The 19,342-nt window shown below is 59.4% G+C and carries 19 protein-coding genes; 8 read left to right on the top strand and 11 right to left on the bottom strand.

Annotated elements, in window-relative coordinates:
• Positions 1-94 precede the first annotated feature (94 nt).
• Positions 95-1,534 (bottom strand): pyruvate kinase, encoded by a 1,440-nt coding sequence (gene pyk / locus ACIY1O_RS16480; protein WP_397476188.1) that lies wholly within the window; start codon positions 1,532-1,534, stop codon positions 95-97.
• A gap of 318 nt (positions 1,535-1,852) precedes the next feature.
• Here pyk and ACIY1O_RS16475 point away from each other — a divergent pair, with 318 nt between their 5' ends.
• Positions 1,853-2,281, top strand: coding sequence for a VOC family protein (locus ACIY1O_RS16475; RefSeq protein WP_397476187.1), 429 nt, complete (start codon positions 1,853-1,855; stop codon positions 2,279-2,281).
• Positions 2,282-2,363: 82 nt separating this feature from the next.
• Here ACIY1O_RS16475 and ACIY1O_RS16470 read toward each other — a convergent pair whose 3' ends face one another.
• The 7 genes from ACIY1O_RS16470 to ACIY1O_RS16440 form a co-directional block, all read right to left on the bottom strand.
• A complete protein-coding gene (locus ACIY1O_RS16470) occupies positions 2,364-3,008 on the bottom strand; it encodes a Maf family protein (RefSeq protein WP_397476186.1) in 645 nt (214 codons plus the stop codon).
• Positions 3,009-3,479, bottom strand: a complete 471-nt coding sequence (gene rlmH / locus ACIY1O_RS16465; protein WP_397476185.1) for a 23S rRNA (pseudouridine(1915)-N(3))-methyltransferase RlmH — start codon at positions 3,477-3,479, stop codon at positions 3,009-3,011.
• A 32-nt stretch (positions 3,480-3,511) separates the two neighbouring features.
• Positions 3,512-3,922 (bottom strand): ribosome silencing factor, encoded by a 411-nt coding sequence (gene rsfS / locus ACIY1O_RS16460; protein ID WP_397476184.1) that lies wholly within the window; start codon positions 3,920-3,922, stop codon positions 3,512-3,514.
• 29 nt (positions 3,923-3,951) lie between these two features.
• Positions 3,952-4,557 (bottom strand): nicotinate (nicotinamide) nucleotide adenylyltransferase, encoded by a 606-nt coding sequence (gene nadD / locus ACIY1O_RS16455; protein ID WP_397476183.1) that lies wholly within the window; start codon positions 4,555-4,557, stop codon positions 3,952-3,954.
• Complete coding sequence (hemF, locus tag ACIY1O_RS16450; RefSeq protein ID WP_397476182.1) at positions 4,548-5,456, bottom strand: oxygen-dependent coproporphyrinogen oxidase; 909 nt, start codon at positions 5,454-5,456, stop codon at positions 4,548-4,550. Before hemF ends, nadD begins: the two co-directional genes overlap by 10 nt.
• A 38-nt stretch (positions 5,457-5,494) precedes the next feature.
• A complete protein-coding gene (purD, locus tag ACIY1O_RS16445; RefSeq protein ID WP_397476181.1) occupies positions 5,495-6,784 on the bottom strand; it encodes a phosphoribosylamine--glycine ligase in 1,290 nt (429 codons plus the stop codon).
• 140 nt (positions 6,785-6,924) lie between these two features.
• The gene (locus ACIY1O_RS16440) at positions 6,925-7,656 is read right to left on the bottom strand and encodes a YebC/PmpR family DNA-binding transcriptional regulator (protein ID WP_397476180.1); all 732 of its coding nucleotides are present in this window, start codon (positions 7,654-7,656) and stop codon (positions 6,925-6,927) included.
• A gap of 125 nt (positions 7,657-7,781) precedes the next feature.
• Here ACIY1O_RS16440 and ACIY1O_RS16435 point away from each other — a divergent pair, with 125 nt between their 5' ends.
• Positions 7,782-9,290 carry a helicase HerA-like C-terminal domain-containing protein gene (locus ACIY1O_RS16435; protein ID WP_397476179.1) on the top strand — a complete coding sequence of 503 codons (1,509 nt, stop codon included), beginning with the start codon at positions 7,782-7,784 and terminating at the stop codon, positions 9,288-9,290.
• A gap of 34 nt (positions 9,291-9,324) precedes the next feature.
• Entirely contained in the window at positions 9,325-10,311 is a 987-nt protein-coding gene (locus ACIY1O_RS16430) for a quinone oxidoreductase family protein (protein WP_397476178.1), read from the top strand.
• A 52-nt stretch (positions 10,312-10,363) separates the two neighbouring features.
• Here the strand turns inward: ACIY1O_RS16430 and ACIY1O_RS16425 are convergent, their stop codons facing one another.
• Positions 10,364-11,374, bottom strand: coding sequence for a class 1 fructose-bisphosphatase (locus ACIY1O_RS16425; RefSeq protein ID WP_397476177.1), 1,011 nt, complete (start codon positions 11,372-11,374; stop codon positions 10,364-10,366).
• A gap of 12 nt (positions 11,375-11,386) precedes the next feature.
• Complete coding sequence (gene pepN / locus ACIY1O_RS16420; RefSeq protein ID WP_397476176.1) at positions 11,387-14,071, bottom strand: aminopeptidase N; 2,685 nt, start codon at positions 14,069-14,071, stop codon at positions 11,387-11,389.
• 153 nt (positions 14,072-14,224) lie between these two features.
• Between pepN and ACIY1O_RS16415 the strand changes: the two genes are divergently transcribed.
• On the top strand, positions 14,225-14,854 hold the full coding sequence (locus tag ACIY1O_RS16415) for a DUF4136 domain-containing protein (RefSeq protein ID WP_397476175.1): 630 nt from the start codon (positions 14,225-14,227) through the stop codon (positions 14,852-14,854).
• Between the two features lie 15 nt (positions 14,855-14,869).
• Here ACIY1O_RS16415 and ACIY1O_RS16410 read toward each other — a convergent pair whose 3' ends face one another.
• Positions 14,870-15,247, bottom strand: coding sequence for an H-NS histone family protein (locus ACIY1O_RS16410; RefSeq protein WP_397476174.1), 378 nt, complete (start codon positions 15,245-15,247; stop codon positions 14,870-14,872).
• A 304-nt stretch (positions 15,248-15,551) separates the two neighbouring features.
• On the opposite strand from ACIY1O_RS16410, the gene ACIY1O_RS16405 reads away from it, so the two are divergent.
• From ACIY1O_RS16405 to ectA, 4 genes are all read left to right on the top strand, one after another.
• Positions 15,552-16,376, top strand: coding sequence for a carbon-nitrogen hydrolase family protein (locus ACIY1O_RS16405; RefSeq protein ID WP_397476173.1), 825 nt, complete (start codon positions 15,552-15,554; stop codon positions 16,374-16,376).
• A 33-nt stretch (positions 16,377-16,409) separates the two neighbouring features.
• Complete coding sequence (gene tldD / locus ACIY1O_RS16400) at positions 16,410-17,867, top strand: metalloprotease TldD (RefSeq protein WP_397476172.1); 1,458 nt, start codon at positions 16,410-16,412, stop codon at positions 17,865-17,867.
• Positions 17,868-18,084: 217 nt separating this feature from the next.
• Positions 18,085-18,624, top strand: a complete 540-nt coding sequence (locus ACIY1O_RS16395; protein ID WP_397476171.1) for a MarR family winged helix-turn-helix transcriptional regulator — start codon at positions 18,085-18,087, stop codon at positions 18,622-18,624.
• A 26-nt stretch (positions 18,625-18,650) separates the two neighbouring features.
• Positions 18,651-19,196, top strand: coding sequence for a diaminobutyrate acetyltransferase (gene ectA, locus ACIY1O_RS16390; RefSeq protein WP_397476189.1), 546 nt, complete (start codon positions 18,651-18,653; stop codon positions 19,194-19,196).
• Positions 19,197-19,342 lie beyond the last annotated feature (146 nt).

Genomic DNA, 19,342 nt, shown 5'->3' with positions numbered 1-19,342 from the left:
CCCCAAAGCCCCTGCATCTTGCCGATGCAGGGGCTTTGCCTTTTGGGGGCCGAGCGCGAGCAGATGGTTGGTACTTGGGCGGTCTGGAACGTCTTCACTCAAGTTGTATCAGCGTCATGCTGTCGGTGCCGCCGTCGCTGTCGAGGACGCGCCCGCGGGTCAGAATGGCCCAATCGCCTGCATTGAGAAGCCCTCGGTGGCGCAGCGCGCCCAGCGCCACGCTGCGCAGTTCGGCGGGCGGCTGGGTGGCCGGGTCGAATGGCATGGCGTACACGCCCCGAAACAGCGCCACGCGACGCTGAGTGGCCGCGTGGCGGGTGAAGCAGTAGATGGGCACGCCCGAACGGATACGCGACATGATCAAAGGCGTATGGCCGCTTTCAGTCAGGCTGATGATGGCCTTGATGCCAGGAAAGTGATTGGCCGCATACATGGCCGACAGAGCGATCGTTTCGTCACATCGGCTGAACACCTCGCCCACCCGGTGTTGGGACCGGGTCGTACCAGGTTCTTGCTCGGCTCCGACGCAAACTCGCGCCATGGCGGTCACCGCCTCGATAGGGTACTGGCCTGACGCGCTTTCAGCCGACAACATCACGGCGTCGGTGTAGTCAAGTACGGCATTGGCGACGTCGGACACTTCGGCGCGGGTGGGCACCGGGCTGCTGATCATGGATTCCATCATCTGGGTTGCCGTGATAACCAATTTATTATGCGTACGGGCGTGCAGGATGATGCGTTTTTGAATGCCCGCCAGGCGTGCGTCTCCGATTTCGACGCCCAGGTCGCCGCGGGCCACCATTACGCCATCGCTTGCATGAATGAGTTGATCAAGAGCGTCGTCGTCGGCAACGGCCTCCGCACGTTCGATTTTTGCGATGATCCAGGCCTGGCTGCCTGCCTCGCGCACCAGCTCTCGGGCCTGATGGATGTCGCGGCCGTAGCGGGGAAAGGAAACCGCTACATAGTCGACTCCGATTTCGGCCATTACTTTTATGTCTGTTTGGTCTTTTTGGGTGAGACTGTCGGCGGATATTCCGCCTCCGCGACGATTGATACCCTTGTTGTCCGATAGCGGGCCGCCTTGTTCGACGATGGTGTGGACCGCCTGATGGTCGACACTTTGCACGCGCAGAACCACCTTGCCATCGTCCAACAGCAGCTCGTCGTCTGATGCGCAGTCTTGCACCAGGCTTGGATAGTCTATGCCGACGATACGTTCATCACCTTCGTGCGGCGGATGGGCGTTGCTTAAAGTGAAAGCCTGGCCCGCTTTGAGCAAGATTGTATTATTGCGGAACCGGGCGATACGGATCTTGGGCCCCTGCAGGTCGCCCATGACGGCGACGTAGCGTTCGTGCTTAGCGGCCAGCGCGCGTACTTGGCGCACACGCTCGCGATGATCATCGGCTGTGCCGTGCGAGAAGTTCAAGCGGGCAACGTCCATGCCCGCAAGTATCAATCGTTCGATGATGTCGTCGCTTGAACTTGCCGGCCCCAGCGTGGCAACGATTTTGGTGCGGCGTTTGAGCATGCGTTACCTCCGGCAGTGCGCATTCGCAGGCGCGATGGCAAGGTTGATTGACCATAATAGCTCAAGCATTGTCCGCTTATGCCGTTCCACCCGTACAGCGTGAAACTTCGGCGGGTGGCCGTGTTTTTCTTGCAGCGCGTGTTCGGCGAGAATTAACCTGACCGGACAAGATAATTGACTGTTGAACAGCGCGGGGGTGCGAGACGCTCACCGTGCCGGCCCGCACGCCCTTATCAAAAAAAAATTGAAAAATTTCTTGGACAAGAGACTTCGTCCGGATAATATCAATGCATTCAGAATCAGTTGGGTGGAGAATGCATGGAGGCAGAATCGTTGCATCGGGGTCGTTTGGTCGACCATATACAGTTGGTGGTACGCAGCCTTCCGGCCAGCAAACGCTTTTATTCCGCGGTGCTGGAGGTGCTTGGGGTGCCGCTAGGTGGAGAAGGTGAGGGTTTCTTTTGGGCCGATGAACTGGTTATCAGCGCGGTGGATAGCGAAGCGGCAGAGGGAAAGCTTACCGGCCGCTGCCATGTGGCATTTCAGGCAAAAGACAAGGCCATGGTCGATGCTTTTTACACGGCGGCCATGGCGAACGGCGGCACCGGCAACGGGGAACCCGGATATCGCCCGTATCATCCCGACTACTACGGCGCCTTTGTGCTGGATCCGGACGGCAACAACATTGAAGTTGTTTATCATGGGCCCGCCCGGCGCAGCGCACCGTCCGTTGAAATCACTTTTTGAGCCATGTGACCGCCGCAAGCACGGTGGTGGCGCTTTCCAAATTCCAGTGGCCGCCTTGATCTATGAACCGAAGGATCAAGCATTAAAGCTTGATGCCGGCCCGTTTCAGCAATCTAGCGGTCTCATATAGAGGCAGGCCGACCACGGCGGTGTAGCTGCCCCGGATATATTCGACAAAGGCGGCGGCCCGGCCTTGTATGCCATATGCACCCGCTTTGCCCATGGGTTCGCCGCTGGCGCAGTAAACGCTTATTTGTTCTTCCGTAAGATCTGCGAACTTTACCTCTGTGCGCGAGACGTCATCGTAAAGTTTGTCAGGAGTGCCGGGAGAACCCGGCACGGCCACAACGATGGCGGTGTGCACCTCGTGGCGCGTGCCCGACAAACGGCGCAGCATGTTAGCGGCATCGGCTGTGTCAACGGGCTTGCCCAGGATATCATCGCCGAGTATTACCGTAGTGTCAGCCGTCAACAGTGCTTTTAAAGGCCGCCGCTGATCGGAACGCGGCCACGCAGGCTCTGCCGCGTCCACATCTCGTCCCAGCCAATGCAGCGCCCGCAGCGCTTTCTCATGGGCGGTGCGCAGTACATAATCATGGGGTGTTTCTTGGGACAGGCGGGGTTCATCCTCGCCGGGCGGTGAAGGGACATGCAGCACCTCGTGCAAGATGCCGGCCTGACAAAGCAGCTCGTGACGGCGGGGGCTAGCGGAAGCAAGGTAGATCATTCAGGCGCGATGGTAAGGGTGGTTGACCATAATAGCCCAGGCGCGATAGAGCTGTTCGGCCAGTACGACGCGCACCATGGGATGCGGAAGCGTCAAAGATGAGAGCCTCAACAGGCTGTGGCAGCTTTTTTTCAGTTGGGCGTCGAGGCCGTCCGGGCCGCCCACCAGAAATGCCACGTCGCGCCCTTGGCCGCGCCACTGCTCCAGTTCGGCAGACAGCTTTTGGGTGGTCAGATCACGGCCACGTTCATCCAAGGCGATGCGCAGGGCGCCGGATGGCATGGCGGCCTCGATACGACGGGCCTCTGCCTGCATCATCTGAACCGGTGTCTTGCCGCCACTACGCGGTTCGGGCTTGATTTCGCGCAACTCGAGCGCACAGTCGGCGGGCAGGCGTCGCGCGTAGTCCGCCCAGGCCTGCTCGACCCAATCGGGCATTCGATGGCCGACGGCGACGACGAACAGTTTCATGGGCCGCCTACGAGTTGAATTTAAAAAAAGCCCTAATCATTGGGTCCGAAGGAGTCGTCGAGGTCGAACGTGTGAGGCGAGGCCGGTTGCGTTGATTGAGGCAAAAGTTTCACGCGAACGGGCTTGTCGCCCCAGACTTCTTCAAGGTTGTAGTATTGCCGGATGCTTGGCTGCATGCAGTGCACGACAATGTCGCCCAAGTCGAGCAACACCCATTCGCCTGTGTCTTGGCCCTCGTAGGCGACGATGGGGATTTTGCTGCGTTTTGCGCTATCGGCCACGCTTTCGGCCAGCGCCCGCGTCTGGCGGTTGGATGCGCCGCTGGCAATGACGACACGATCGAAAAGGCTGGTGATATGCGTGGTGTTGAACACCTTGATGTCTTGAGCCTTGACGTCTTCGAGAGCGTCGATGACCAGTCGTTGCAGTTTTTGTATATCCATGGTTTGACTATAACTTGATAAGCGGCGATTTAGGAAACGGTGTCTCGATATAGGCCATGACGCTCGATATATCGGGCGACTTCCGGGTCGAGCAAGCCCTGGGTAGAGGCGCCTTGCGCCAGACGCCGGCGTATGTCGGATGCGGAAATGGGCATGGGCGTAAAAGGAATTTGCAGCAACGGCCTACCCAGTTCCGACAGATGGGCTTGCAGCTTGGCCGGGGCGGTGGCTGCGGCCCCAGGCCTTTGTGCCACGGCAAGCCGTACAAGGCGGGAGATGTCACGCCAGCCGTGCCATGTGTGGAAATTCTCCAACTGGTCGGCCCCCAGGATCCAGACATATTCCGCACCGGCCGGCAATTCGCGCACGGTGTCCAGGGTGTAGGTTTTGCCTTCGCGCTGGATTTCCGCGGCATTGGCTTCCAAAGAAGGCTCTCCCTGGATGGCCAGTTCCAGCATGGCCAGGCGATGTGCGGCAGACGCAGCCAAGGCGCCGCGTTGCCAGGGCTCGCCCGCCGGTATCAATTGAACCTGGTCAAGCGCCAGTTCGGCCAGGGCCGCTTTGGCGAGCGCCACGTGAGCCAAATGCACGGGGTCGAAGCTGCCGCCCAGCAGACCGATGACGCTCAAAGCCATTCGCGCGGACGCAGGTAATCGTACAGCGCGGCTTCCGGCGTATCGGGCTCGGGCCGCCAGTCGTAGCGCCACGCTGCCTGAGGCGGCATGGACAGCAGGATGGATTCGGTGCGGCCGCCCGATTGCAGGCCGAACAAAGTGCCCCGGTCGAAGACCAGGTTGAACTCGACATAGCGACCGCGCCGATAGGCCTGGAAGTCGCGCTCTCGTTCGCCGTAAGGAAGTTCGCGGCGCTTCTCGACAATAGGCATGTATGCGGGCAGAAAACAGTCTCCGACTGAACGGGTAAGGTCGAAGCTTTCGTCGAACCCCTCCTGGTTGAGATCGTCGAAGAACAGGCCGCCGACACCACGGGTTTCATTGCGATGTTTCAAGAAAAAATACTGATCGCACCACTTTTTATAGGCGGGGTACTTATCGTCTCCGAAGGGCGCGACGGCGTCCCGACATACCTGATGAAAGTGGCGCACGTCTTCCTCGAAGGGATAGTAGGGCGTCAGGTCCAGCCCTCCGCCGAACCAGAATACGTCTTCGCCCTTGCGGTCTTCGGGTGCGCGCGCTACGAAAAGGCGAACGTTCATGTGGGTGGTGGGAACGTAGGGGTTGCGTGGATGCAGCACCATGGAGACTCCCATGGCTTCCCAGTGGCGTCCGGCCAAGTCGGGCCGGTGGGCGCTGGCCGAGGGCGGTAGTGCGCGGCCTTGCACATGACTGAACAATACGCCGGCGCGTTCGAAGAGGGCCCCCCCTTCGAGCAGGCGAGATAAACCGCCGCCGCCTTCTTCACGCGTCCAGCTATCGGAGCGGAATGATGCGCCGTCGGCCTCTTCGAGCGCTTTCACGATGCGCGATTGCAGGCTGGTGAAGTAGTCATAGGCCAGGGAAATGGGGACGGACATATTGGCTTCCTTACACGTTCGGCAGTCGGTCGGGTGGGTCAGTTGGACTGGGGCAGCGCGCGCCACCCAATGTCGCGGCGATATTGGCCGCCGTCAAAGCGTATCTGTTGGACGGCGCTGTAGGCGGTGTCTTGGGCGCGCTTGACCGAGTCGCCCAGCGCCGTGACGCACAATACCCGTCCGCCGGACGTATGGAGCGAGCCATCCTCTTGAAGCGTCGTTCCCGCGTGGAAGACCACGCATTCTTCCGTGTTGTCAGGGATTGAGGTGATGACGTCTCCGGTGCGTGGCGCTTGCGGATAGCCCGCCGAGGCCATGACAACGCCCAGGGCTGTGCGGGGGTCCCAGTCGAGCTCAGCCTCTTCGAGCGTGCCGTTGACTGCATGTTCGAAAACGGTGGCCAGGTCGCCCTTGGCACGCATCAGGATAGGTTGGGTTTCGGGGTCGCCCATGCGGCAGTTGAATTCCAGCACCTTGAGAGGCCGGCTGGCATCGGGGCCCTCGCCGATCATGAGGCCCGCGTACAGAAAACCGGTGTAGGGGCGGCCGTCTTTTGCCATGCCTTGCAGGGTGGGGTGAATGACTTCGCGCATAATGCGGTCATGCAGCGCCGGTGTGATGACGGGAGCCGGCGAATAAGCCCCCATGCCGCCCGTGTTGGGGCCTTGGTCATTGTCCTGCAGGCGCTTGTGGTCTTGACTGGTGGCCAGAACCAGAACCTGGCGCCGGTCGCACATGACGATGAAGCTGGCTTCTTCGCCTTGCAGGCATTCTTCGATGACGACGCGGGCGCCCGCGTCTCCCAAGCCGGCGTCGCACAACATATTGTCGATGGCGGCCAGGGCCTCGGCTTCCGTGGTGGCCACCACCACGCCCTTGCCGGCCGCCAGGCCGTCGGCCTTGACGACGATGGGCGCGCCTTGCTCGCGGATGTAGCGCTTGGCCTCGTCGGGGTCGGTGAACGTCTGGTATGCGGCGGTGGGAATATCGTGCCGCACCATGAAGGCCTTGGCATAGTCCTTCGAGCTTTCGAGCTGGGCAGCGTCTTTTGTTGGCCCGAATATTTTCAGGCCCGCTGCCAGGAAGGCGTCAACCACGCCGGCGGCCAGGGGCGCTTCGGGGCCTACCACCGTATAAGTGATGTTTTCCCGGCGGGCGAAGTCGACGAGTTCGTCTGTGGTGGTCAGGGCGACGTTTTCAAGACGTTCGGCCAGAGCGGTGCCGCCGTTGCCAGGCGCCACGAACACCTTTTGAACACGCGGAGATTGTGCCAGGCGCCAGGCCAGCGCATGTTCGCGGCCGCCGCCGCCGATGACGAGAAGTTTCATGTGATGGAAGCTCAAAATGACGCTGCGCGACGTGCCGTCCCGGCACGCACATTACCAGCGAATTATGGAAAAGCGTAATGCAAAAAGACCGATGAGCGCCATAGCGTTTTCCAGCATGACACCCATCGGCCACACGGTTTTTAGGCTGACTCGTCGAAGACGGCTGTAGTGTAGACCTCTTGGACGTCGTCCAGCCCCTCGAGCACTTCCAGCATCTTTTGCATTTTTTCGGCGTCGTCGTCGGAAAGCTCGGTCTCGTTCATGGCCTTCATGGTGACGGCCTGAACCTCGGGCGCCAGCTCTGCAGCCTCGAACGCAGCCTTTACCGCGGCGTAGTCAGAGGGCGGGCAAATGACTTCGATGACGCCTTCGTCGTCTGTCAGCACGTCTTCGGCGCCGGCTTCAAGACCGACTTCCATGACTTGTTCTTCAGAGGTGCCGGGCGCGAATATGAACTGGCCGCAATGCTTGAACATGAAGGCTACAGAGCCGTCCTGACCGAGGTTGCCGCCGTGCTTGGAGAAGGCGTGGCGCACTTCGGCCACTGTACGCATGCGGTTGTCGGTCATGCAGTCGACCATGACGGCCGCGCCGCCGGCGCCGTACCCTTCGTAGCGGATCTCTTCGTAGTTGTCGCCATCGGCGTCGCCGGCTCCGCGAGTGATGGCCCGTTGGATGTTGTCCTTGGGCATGTTGGCCGCGGTGGCTTTGTCCCAAGCGAGGCGCAGGCGCGGGTTGCTTTCTGGATCGGGGCCGGCTTCGCGGGCCGCGACGGTGATTTCGCGAATGATTTTAGTCCAGAGCTTGCCCCGTTTTGCGTCTTGGCGACCTTTCCGATGCTGGATGTTCGCCCATTTACTGTGACCAGCCATAGTTTCAACGACTCAATGTAAATATATAAATACTGAAGATAAAAGGGGATTTTAACGCGTGCGCCGTTATGATGCCGGAATTACACTATGGCTGCCGTCCCGAGCATATGGAATAGGTAAGAAAAATGGCTGATCCAATCATAGTTGCTGAAAGCGCCCAGGGGCCAATTGCGATGCTGCCCCGGCTTGCCAATCGCCACGGCTGCATCACCGGGGCCACCGGAACCGGCAAAACCGTCACCCTGCAGGTATTGGCCGAATCGTTCTCCCGGATGGGCACGCCGGTGTTCATGGCCGACGTCAAGGGAGACCTCAGCGGCATGTCGCAAGCCGCACAGAACAGCCCCAAATTGCAAGAGCGCCTCGATAAGCTGGGTCTGCCCGAACCCGCCTGGGGAGCGTGCCCGGTTGCCTTTTGGGATGTCTTCGGCGAGCAGGGCCATCCGGTGCGTGCCACCATCTCGGACATGGGCCCCTTGCTGCTGGCCCGCATGCTCGAACTTAACGACACGCAAGAGGGCGTGTTGAATATCGTGTTCAGCGTGGCCGACGACGAGGGCATGCTGCTGCTTGACATGAAAGACCTGCGCGCCATGTTGCAGCACGTGGCCGAGCGGGCCTCCGAGCTTCGCCCGCGTTACGGCAACGTCTCTGCCGCGTCGGTGGGCGCCATACAGCGCAGCCTGCTTCGTCTGGAGTCTCAGGGCGCCGGGCTATTCTTCGGCGAGCCCATGCTCGACGTGCACGATCTGCTTCGGGTGAATGCCCATGGACAGGGCATGGTGAATATCCTCGCTGCGGACAAGCTCATGCAGGCTCCGCGCCTTTATGCGGTGTTTCTACTGTGGATGCTGGCCGACATCTATGAGACCCTGCCCGAGGTGGGCGACCTGGATCATCCAAAACTGGTGTTTTTCTTTGACGAGGCGCATCTGGTCTTCAGCGATGCGCCCAAGGCGTTGCTGGAGAAGGTCGAGCAGGTCGTCCGGCTGATCAGATCCAAAGGGGTGGGTGTGTATTTTGTCACACAGAACCCGGCCGATATTCCCGACACTGTACTGGGGCAGTTGGGCAACCGGGTGCAGCATGCTTTGCGCGCTTTTACTCCGCGAGACCAAAAAGCGGTAAAGGTGGCGGCCGAGACCATGCGCCCCAATCCCAACCTCGACATCACGGCCGCCATCACCGAGCTGGGTGTTGGTGAGGCGCTGGTTTCCATGCTGGACGAAAAAGGCCGTCCTGGCGTGACTCAACGCGGCTGGATGGTGGCGCCTGGCAGCCGCATGGGGCCGGCCACCGATGCTGAAAGACAGGCAGTTCGGCAAGCGTCGCTATTGGGCGGAAAATACGAAAAAGCACTTGACCGGGAGTCGGCCTACGAGCTATTGCAAAAGCGGGCGGACGGCGATGCCGGACAGGCCGCTGAACAGGGCAAGCTTCCGTCGAAAGCCGGGCAACCGGCTCAAGACGACGGTGGCGTTGTGGGTGCGGTGCAGGATTTTCTATTCGGTTCGACCGGCCCGCGTGGTGGACGGCGCGAAGGCGCAGTACAGTCGGTGGCCAAGAGCATGATGCGCCAAGCCGCAAATAAACTGATTCGCGGCGTGCTGGGCTCATTGGTTTCCCGGCGCTAAGTTCGGCGGCCGACATTTGTTCTGGAGCACAACAATGAAAACAGAAGCAATATGCATCACGCGGCATGGCGGGCCCGAAGTCATGGAGCTGGTGTCCCAGTCGGTGCCAAAGGCGGGTGAAGGAGAGGTGACCATTGAGCAGAAGGCCATAGGGCTCAACTTCATTGACACCTACTTTCGCAGCGGCTTGTACCGTCATCCATTGCCGCATGGCCTGGGTTTTGAGGCTGCGGGCAAAGTAATAGCTGTGGGTCGGGGTGTGTCGCACCTTAAGGTCGGAGACCGGGTGGCCTATGCGCAAAGCCCGCTCGGCGCCTACGCCTGGATGCGCACCGTGCCCGCCTGGCAAGTGGTCAAACTGCCGCGCAATGTGGATTACGAATCGGCTGCCGCCATCATGCTCAAGGGTCTGACCGTGCAGTATTTGTTTCGCCAGACATATCGGCTGCAGGGCGGAGAAACCATCCTGTTTCACGCGGCGGCCGGCGGTGTGGGGCTTATCGCCTGCCAATGGGCCCGGGCGTTGGGCGTACGGCTGATCGGCACGGTTTCCAGCCCGGAAAAGGCTGAACTGGCGCGGCGGCACGGCGCCGCCGAGATCATAGATTATTCACGTGAAGATGTTGCCGCCCGCGTCATGGAGCTTACCGACGGACGGAAAGTACCGGTGGTTTACGACGGCGTCGGCAAAAGCACCTGGGAGGCTTCCCTTGACTGTCTGCAGCCCCGGGGGCTGATGATCAGTTACGGCAACGCGTCGGGCCCCGTCGACGGTGTCAATTTGGGCATTCTCGCGTCCAAGGGCTCTCTTTACCTGACACGGCCAACCTTGGGCGATTACATGGGCACCCAAGAAAAGCTGGCGGTGGCAGCCAAAGAGCTGTTCGAGCTGGTGGGAAAGGGTGAAATCAGCACGCAAATCGACCAGCGCTTTTCCTTGCAAGACGCCGGCAGCGCGCACGAGGCTCTGGTATCGCGCCGAACCACCGGCGCGACCGTACTATTGCCCGAATGGGAATAGGGCCCACAAAGAGGCCCGAGACCAGGCCCGCCGGGCCCGGTTGAAGGCTCGGTCAGTCTTCCTGGTGGTAGCGCTTTACGCGCTCGACTTCGTTTTTTGAACCCAGGATGACGCCGATGCGTTGGTGCAGGGCTTCCGGCTTGATGTCCAGTATGCGCTGCTCGCCATCCAGGGCCGCGCCGCCGGCCTGCTCGACGATGAAGGCCATGGGGTTGGCCTCGTACATCAGGCGCAGCTTGCCCTTCTTGCCCGAAGGGCGCTCGTCTCGCGGATACATGAAGATGCCGCCGCGCGTCATGATGCGATGCACGTCAGCCACCATCGATGCGATCCAGCGCATGTTGTAGTCTTTACCCAGCGGGCCTGTCGAGCCGGTCAGGCAGTCATCGATGTAGCGCTTGACCGGCGGCTCCCAGTGGCGCATGTTGGACGTATTGATGGCAAATTCGGCAGTGTCTTCGGGTACCGACAGGCTTTCTTCGGTAAGCAGCCAGCTTCCCATTTCCCGGTCGAGCGTGAAGGCCGCTACGCCATTGCCCAGGGTAAGCACCAGCACGCTTTGGGGTCCGTACACGGCATAGCCGGCTGCTACCTGTTGGCTGCCGGGCTGCAGGAAGTCGGATTCCTCGATGTCGCGGCCAGTGGCTTCTTCCGGTGCCTGCAGTACCGAGAAAATAGTGCCGATTGAAACGTTCACGTCAATGTTGGACGAACCGTCCAAGGGATCGAACAGCAACAGGTATTCACCTTTGGGATAGCGGTTTGGAATGCGGTGCAGGGTTTCCATTTCTTCCGAGGCCATGGCGGCAAGGTGGCCGCCCCACTCGTTGGCCTCGAGCAAAATTTCATTCGACAGCACGTCTAGCTTTTTCTGCACTTCGCCTTGCACGTTCTCGCTGTCGAGGCTGCCCAGTACGCCTCCTAGCGCGCCCTTGCTTACTGCGTGACCGATCGCCTTGCAGGCGCGCGCCACGGTTTCAATCAAGAGCCGCAGTTCGTTCGGCACGGTCTGATGGGCACGCTGTTGTTCTACCAGGTACTGAGAAAGCGTTTTGCGATTCAAGAGAGGCTCCTGTCAGATATTCAATGCTTTGGAGACGATCTCGGCGACGTTGCGCGAGAGCGGCTCGTGTTGTTGTATGCGTTGCAGCGCTTGACGCGCAGCCTCGCGGCTTTCGGGAATATAACGTGCCCAATTGTCAAAAGCACGCGCCAGTCTGGCGGCGATTTCAGGATTGAGGGCGTCGAGTGCGATTACTTGTTCGGCCCAGAATTGGTAGCCTTCGGGCCTATGAGCACCCAACATATTATTTACGCAGAACTGGAAAATAAGCGAGCGCGCCCGGTTGGGATTACGCAATGTGAAGGCGGGATGCAGCATGAGCGCACGGATGGTGTCGGTGCGGGTCGTTGCTGCGGTGGCCTGCAGGGCGAACCATCGGTCGATGACCAAAGGATCGTGCTGCCACTGTTCGTAGAAATGCTGCAGTGCTGTCGCAGCAGCCGAAGCGCCCAGGCTGGTCAAGGCGGAGAGGCCGCCCATGCGGTCGGTCATGTTGCGTGCCTGTTCGTATTGCGCTTTGGCCAGGGTTTCGACCTGGGGGTGGCTGCCCGCGGCCAGATAGGCCAGCGCGAGGTTCTTCAGCGCGCGGCGGCCCGAAGCCAGTGCGTCGGGACTATATTCTTCAGGCTCGGATGCGACGCATTGCCGATAGAGCTGCAGCCACAGATCGGCAAGGGCGCCGCCCAGGTGCGCCTTGAGGTCTTCGCGGGCCTGGGCGATGGCGAGCGGGTTCATGGGGTTGGTCTTTTCCAGCAAGACCTTGTTGGCCGGCAGAGTCAGCACGCGTGAGAGGTAAGCGTCGCTAAGGCTCGTGTCTTCGAGCAGCGCGCGCCAGGTTTCGACCAGCAGTGTTTCTGTGGGTATGTCGCCGCCCGATTCGGTCATGGCCAAAAGCTGACGGCCGGCAAGTTCTTGCCCCGCTTCCCAGCGTGCGAATGGATCGGTGTCGTGGCGAGCCAGCAAGGCCAACTCGGCATCGCTGCGTTCGTATTCGATGATGACGGGGGCTGAAAAGCCGCGTAGCAGCGAAGCTATGGGCCGCTCGGCGATGCCGGAGAAAGTCCAGGCCTGGACGGCTTCGCACAGGTCGAGGACGACTGTTTCCTGTTCGCGGCCTTCGTGATGCAGTGTCAGCGGCTTGCCGTCGCCATCGAGCAGGCCCAGGGCAAACGGAATATGCAACGGCAATTTCTCGAGGGCGGGGGCTTGCAGCTTTTCGATGCCGACCGGCGGGCAGTTCTGGCGTAGTGTGATGGTGCAGCGTTGCTGTTGGGCATCGTGCTCGATAGTGACGCTGACGCGCGGCGTGCCTGCCTGTGAGTACCAGCGCCGGAATACATCCAGCGATTTTCCGGGGTGGCGTGCCTGGTAGACGGAGTCCATGGCGTCGATGAAATCGTCGCAGGTAACGGCTTGCCCGTCGTGGCGGCGGAAGTACTCGCGCAGGCCTGCTTGAAAGCCGGCTTCGCCGAGCAGGGTGTGCTGCATGCGGATGACTTCCGCGCCTTTTTCATAGATGGTGGCGGTGTAGAAGTTGGTGATCTCTTGGTAGCTTTCAGGCCGTATTGGATGCGCCATGGGGCCCGCATCTTCAGGGAACTGGGCCACACGCAGGGCGGTGACGTCGTCGATGCGTTTAACCGCCCGGGCGCTGCGCGCTGCGTCTTCGGACAGGCCTCGAGCCATCATGTCGGCCGAGAACTCCTGGTCACGAAAGACCGTAAGGCCCTCTTTGAGCGATAGCTGGAACCAGTCACGGCAGGTTACCCGGTTGCCCGTCCAGTTATGGAAGTATTCGTGCCCGATCACGCTTTCAATGCCATGGTAACTGGCATCGGTGGCGGTGTCCGGGTCGGCCAGCACGTAAGAGGAATTGAAGATGTTGAGGCCCTTGTTTTCCATGGCCCCCATATTGAAGTCGCGCGCCGCCACCACCATGAAGCGGTCTAGATCGAGTTGAAGACCGAACCGTTGCTCGTCCCATTGCACCGAGCGGTGGAGGCAGTCGAGCGCCCAATGGGTCTTGTCGCGTGAACCCCTGTCGCTGTAGATTTGCAGGACGGCATCGCGGCCGGCGCCGGTGCGTATGGTGCGCTCGAGGCAGTCGAAATCGCCGGCCACCAGGGCGAACAAATAGCTGGGTTTGGGGTGGGGGTCTTCCCAGACGGCTTCGTGTCGGCCGTCGGCAAGGTCGCCGTTCGCTATCAGGTTGCCGTTCGAGAGCAGCAACGGATAGGTATTTTTGTCGCCGCGCAAGGTAACTGTATAGCGGGACATGACGTCAGGCCGGTCGGGAAACCAGGTGATGCGGCGGAAGCCCTCGGCCTCGCATTGTGTGAAAAGGCTTTCGCCCGAGACGTAGAGCCCCATCAGCGCGGAGTTGGCTGAAGGATGGCAGCGGCTTTCGATTTGTACGGTGAAGCGCGCACTTTTGGGAAAAAGCGTAAGCGTTTCGGCCTCAAGCCGATATTCGTCTGTATTCAAGCGCACGCCGTCGATGGCAATGGATATCAGGTCTAGTTCTTGCCCATCAAGCGACATCGGAGGCAGACCCTCGGCCTCGCGCTCAACCTCCAGTGTTGCGCGTACGGTCGTGTGTTCGGCATCAAGATCGAATTGCAGGCCCACGCGGGACAGATAATACGGATAGGGCCGGTAGTCGTGCCGTGAGATGGAAGGGGAAGTATCAGTGCGCATGGCTCAGTCGTGTGGGGTTCTCTTGAATACAATGTATTGTAGTGGTTGACTGATCACAGTGCGCCCACCCTGTGTGCAACCTTTTACGCTGGAATGAGTCTTAGATTTGTCAAGTTTTTCTCCCGCCGGGCTTTTTAGTGTTTGGAGTGAATTATGTCGCCTAGCAAAGTAAACGAAACCTCCGCCTGGCTGCGCATGCTTGCGGGCGTGCTGGGGTTAATGTTTCTGGTCGGTTGCGCGTCGACCCTGTCGGCGCGCGTAACGACCTTCCAGCAATGGCCCGCCGATGCCCAGGGGGCAAGTTATCGGGTCGTTCCTCCTGCCGGAGACCCTCTCGAGGTACAAACATTCTCCGACATGATACGGGCGGCCATCGGACGCACCGGCTTGGTCGAGGCTCAGGGCGAGCAGGCACGCTTTGAGGTGCACTATGAGTATGGCGTCACCACTTCCCAAGAATGGGTGCAGCGTTTCCATGACCCTTATTTTGATGGCTTCGGGCCTTGGGGCTGGGGTGGCTATTATGGTGGTTTCAGGGGTTGGGGAGGCGGAATTTATTACACGCCGAGTGTGGTGAATGTCCCGGTTCGCGTCGAAAACAATTCGCTCACCGTCACCATCAAGGATAATCAGCGCCAAGGCGCCCAAGTATATAAATCTACGGCAGTCAGCACCTCGGGCAGCTTGGTCGAGGTAATGCCCTATCTGGCTCGGGCGGTATTCGATGGTTTCCCGGGCAATAATGGGCAAGTCAGAAACATTACGTACGACTTACAACAATAAAGACGAAATACCTGCTTACTGCGCCTTTTTGGCGCCAGCCGGCTTGATCAGGAATTGTTCGCGGCTTTTACCCTCGGCTTCGGCGTCGGAAACCCAACGCGGCGCCTTGCCGCGGCCCGTCCAGGTTGCGCCGGTTTGAGGGTTTTTATATTTGGGTGGCACGGTGCGCTTGACAGCGCTGGCCGGGCGGGTAGTGCCGGTGCGTCCAGTTTTCTTCTTGTTATAGGCGGCGGTAATTTCCTCGGGGCTGATGTCGTACTCGCGCATCGAGCGGACGATGGATGCGATGACGGGGGTGCGCTGTTTGGCTTGAAGCGCTTGCGCTTGTTTTTGTAGGCGGGTGATTTCTTTCTGAATTTTTAACTGAAGTGCGGCGTAAGTGTCGCGCGTCATTATGTTTCCTTGCCTAATTCATTGATAATCGGGTTATATCGGTAAACGTTTTATTATTATGAGCCCGTATGTTAATGCAATTACATTCTTAATAAAAGTAAAAGCGCGGATATTGGGCTTTAGTCTTCATCCAAAGCTTATATATGCAACCGCTTGGATATTCTCGCATGCGCGTTGCGATGCCAATACTGATTATCGGCGGCGGCAAGCCGTCATTTCTGATCAAGTGCTCAATTCAAACAAAGTAAGTGCGAATACTGTAATGTCTTTGTTTTAGGCACATTCTTTATTGTTAGACCGGAAAATGGAAAACCCCAACAATACCGAAGATTTCTGCGTGGCAGCCGTACAAACTGTTTCGTCGACTGATCTTGACGATAACCTTGCCCAAGCCGGCAAGCTTATCCGGGATGCCGCCGGGCGCGGGGCCAAGCTTGTCCTGCTGCCCGAGTATTTCTGCCTGATGGGCAATCGCGATGAGGATAAGGTTGCATTGCGCGAGCGGCCTGGACAAGGCGTAATCCAGCAGTTCCTAAGCGAGACGGCAAAACAGCACAAACTATGGCTAATCGGCGGGACCGTACCGCTTGAAAGCCCTGATTCCGACCGCATCTATAACACGACGCTGGTCTACGATCCTCAAGGCTTGCAGGTGGCTCGCTACGACAAAATTCATCTTTTCGGCTTTCGCCGCGGTACAGAGGCCTATGACGAATCGCTGACCATCCGCCCCGGCGAGCCGCAGCCTCAGGTTTTCGAGGCGCCTTGTGGCAAAGTGGGCCTGTCCATCTGCTACGATTTGCGTTTCCCCGAGCTGTACAGGGCGTTTTCTGATGTTAGCCTTATTGTGGTGCCGGCCGCGTTTACCTATACGACAGGTTCTGCGCACTGGGAAACCCTTCTTAGGGCGCGGGCCATAGAAAACCAGTGCTACGTGCTGGCGGCCGCGCAAGGCGGCAAACACGAGAACGGGCGCCGTACCTGGGGACATTCGATGCTGATAGACCCTTGGGGCGAAGTGCTTGACTGCCTGCCCGAAGGACCCGGCCTGGCCATGGGGCGCCTCAGCCAAGCCAGGCTGGACGACACCAGGCAAGCTCTGCCGGCTCTGAAACACCGCACGCTTTAACCTCGCGTACACATTTAATTCTTACCTATATTTATGAACATAGCCGATCCCGCCATAAACGCTCTGGCAACCGCAAAGTCGGTGCTCCTCGACCCTTGGGGACTCACTGAAGCCGATATGGCGCGTGCCCTGGGCGAGATATTCACTCATAAGGTCGATTTTGCCGATCTTTACTTTCAGTACACTCGCAGCGAAGGCTGGAGCCTCGAAGAGGGCATCGTCAAGACCGGCAGTTTCTCCATTGGCCAAGGTGTGGGCGTGCGGGCCATCAGCGGTGAAAAAACCGCTTTTGCGTATTCCGACTCCCTGTCGCCTGACGCCTTGCTGTCATCCGCGAGAGCCGTGCGCAGCATTGCGCGCCATGGCGCCGGACGTCAGAAAGTCATTGCCGGCGCCGATGCTGCAAGCCACGATCTCTACCCGGCCATCGACCCTCTCAATACTTTGTCGGCGCCCGAAAAGGTGGCTCTGCTTGAGCGCCTCGAAGGCATGGCCCGGGCGGCCGATCCACACATCATCCAGGTGATGGCCAGTTTGGGCGCCGAATACGATGTTGTCCTGGTGGCCGGCAGCGACGGACGGCTCGCAGCCGACGTGCGGCCGCTGGTGCGCTTGTCGCTGACCGTCATCGCGGAAAGAAACGGACGCCGGGAAATGGGCCACGGAGGCGGAGGCGGGCGCAGCGGTCTGGCCTATTTCACCGACGATATCCTGCGTTCTTATGTTCGGCGCGCTACCCACGAGGCCCTCACCAACCTCGAGGCGCGTCCAGCGCCCGCAGGTGAAATGACGGTGGTGCTGGGTTCGGGCTGGCCAGGCATATTGCTGCACGAGGCGGTAGGGCATGGGCTCGAAGGAGATTTCAACCGTAAGGGCTCCAGCGTGTTCGCCGGGCGCATTGGCGAGCGCGTCGCGTCCAAGGGGGTAACCGTGGTCGATGACGGCACGCTGGCCGATCGCCGCGGCTCGCTTAACATCGACGACGAGGGCAACCCCACTCAGCGCAATGTATTGATCGAAGACGGCATCCTCAAGGGCTATCTGCAAGATTCACTCAATGCGCGCCTTATGAAGACAGCGGTGACCGGCAACGGCCGACGAGAATCCTTCGCCCATCTTCCCATGCCGCGCATGACCAATACCTACATGCTGGCCGGACAAGACGACCCGCAAGAGATCCTCAAGTCGGTCAAAAAGGGTTTGTACGCCGTCAACTTCGGCGGGGGGCAGGTAGACATCACCAGCGGCAAATTCGTGTTTTCGGCCTCTGAGGCCTACATGATCGAAAACGGCCGGATAAGCTATCCGGTCAAGGGCGCAACGCTTATCGGCAACGGCCCTGATGCCATGACGCGGGTCAGCATGATCGGAAACGACATGGAGCTTGACTCGGGCGTCGGCACCTGCGGCAAGGACGGCCAAAGCGTGCCGGTCGGCGTAGGCATGCCCACAATCCGTATGGAAGGCCTCACTGTGGGTGGCACGGGCTAATCTTATCGAGTCTGAGGCCTCTCCAGGCCGCCAGTTCGTTACCATATGTATCAAAAGCCGCTGTGGTTCACAGCGGCTTTTTCCGTTATAGGACAAGGGGTTCCAGACGATTTCCACGGTCTTTCACCAGGGGAAGAGAGGGGTAATACGGTTGACTCGAATCATTATGGGCAATATGATTAGGGTAGTAATCAATTTGACTGAATCATTTCCTGGTATGACGAAATTCGATGAAGACCAAGCGTACGATTTGCGGATTCTGCGCGCTTTGCGCCGAATCACGCGGTCTATTGCGCTGCATTCGCGACAATTGGCGGCGGGCAGCAATATCACTGCTCCGCAGCTTATTTGTTTGCGGGCGGTCGTCGAAAAAGGTCCGCTGACGGCCACGGCGATCAGCCGCAAGCTTCATGTCAGCGCAAGCACGGTCGTGGGCATACTCGACCGTCTGGAAGACAAGGGACTAATTCAGCGCGAACGCGGCCGAGAAGACCGCCGCATCGTATTTATTACGGCCACCCAGGCCGGAATCACGCTTGCTCGTGAAACGCCGTCGCCGCTTCAAAAGAAGTTAGCTGACGCACTTAACGAGTTACCAGAACTGGAGCAGGCCACGATCACGCTCTCGCTTGAGCGTATCGTTGATCTCATGGAGACTGGTGGTGTGACGCCCGCAGAGGTGTCCACCGAGCTTGCTTCCCCAATACTAGAGGTTCCCGACGGGCAAATACCCCCCGAATCGGGTTTAGTGGTTTGACTGAAGAAACAGACACTTATCTACCAGTGCAGTCCGACACCGTAAACGGTATCAGTAAGGTGCAAGCCGTACACGGAGTCGCACTGCGCCAACCCCACAAGGCAGACGCCTACGTCATCCACTCACTGATAAAACAGTGTCCACCGCTGGATCTGAACTCGATTTACACCTATCTGCTGCTAAGCGAACATTTTTCGCAAACCTGCGTGCTGGCGCAGAGCGAGCAAGGTCTGGACGGCTTTATCTCTGCATATATACCTCCCGGCAGGCCCGATGTTCTGTTCATATGGCAGGTCGCCGTACATGAGCGAGCCCGGGGCCGCAGCTTGGGACGGCAGATGCTGCTCAATCTCTTGACGCGACCGCCCTTGGCAGGCATCCGTTTCCTCGAGACCACGGTGGGGCCCGGAAATGCGGCTTCGCGCGGCATGTTCGCGGGCCTGGCCCGGAAATTGCAAGCAGAGATCTCCGAAAGCGCGTTGTTTGACAGCCATTTGTTTGGCGATTCTGGTCACGACGACGAGCGACTCATACGTATCGGGCCCTTGCGCCTGCCTCCCCCCGACATCTAGCTGTTGCGGCTACTCCGGCTGCCACCGCTGGTTTCAAGGGGGTGGGTCGGCTCTCGGTGGTTTTTGCTGCCTATAGAGACTGAAACCAAATAAATTGAGAGGAAGATAATCATGGATTTGAACATTTTTGACCGGATGGAGTCCGA

The sequence above is a fragment of the Pusillimonas sp. genome, from assembly GCF_044464525.1.
Taxonomy (GTDB): Bacteria; Pseudomonadota; Gammaproteobacteria; order Burkholderiales; family Burkholderiaceae_B; genus Pusillimonas.
This window is presented reverse-complemented; position numbering and strand designations above follow the sequence as displayed.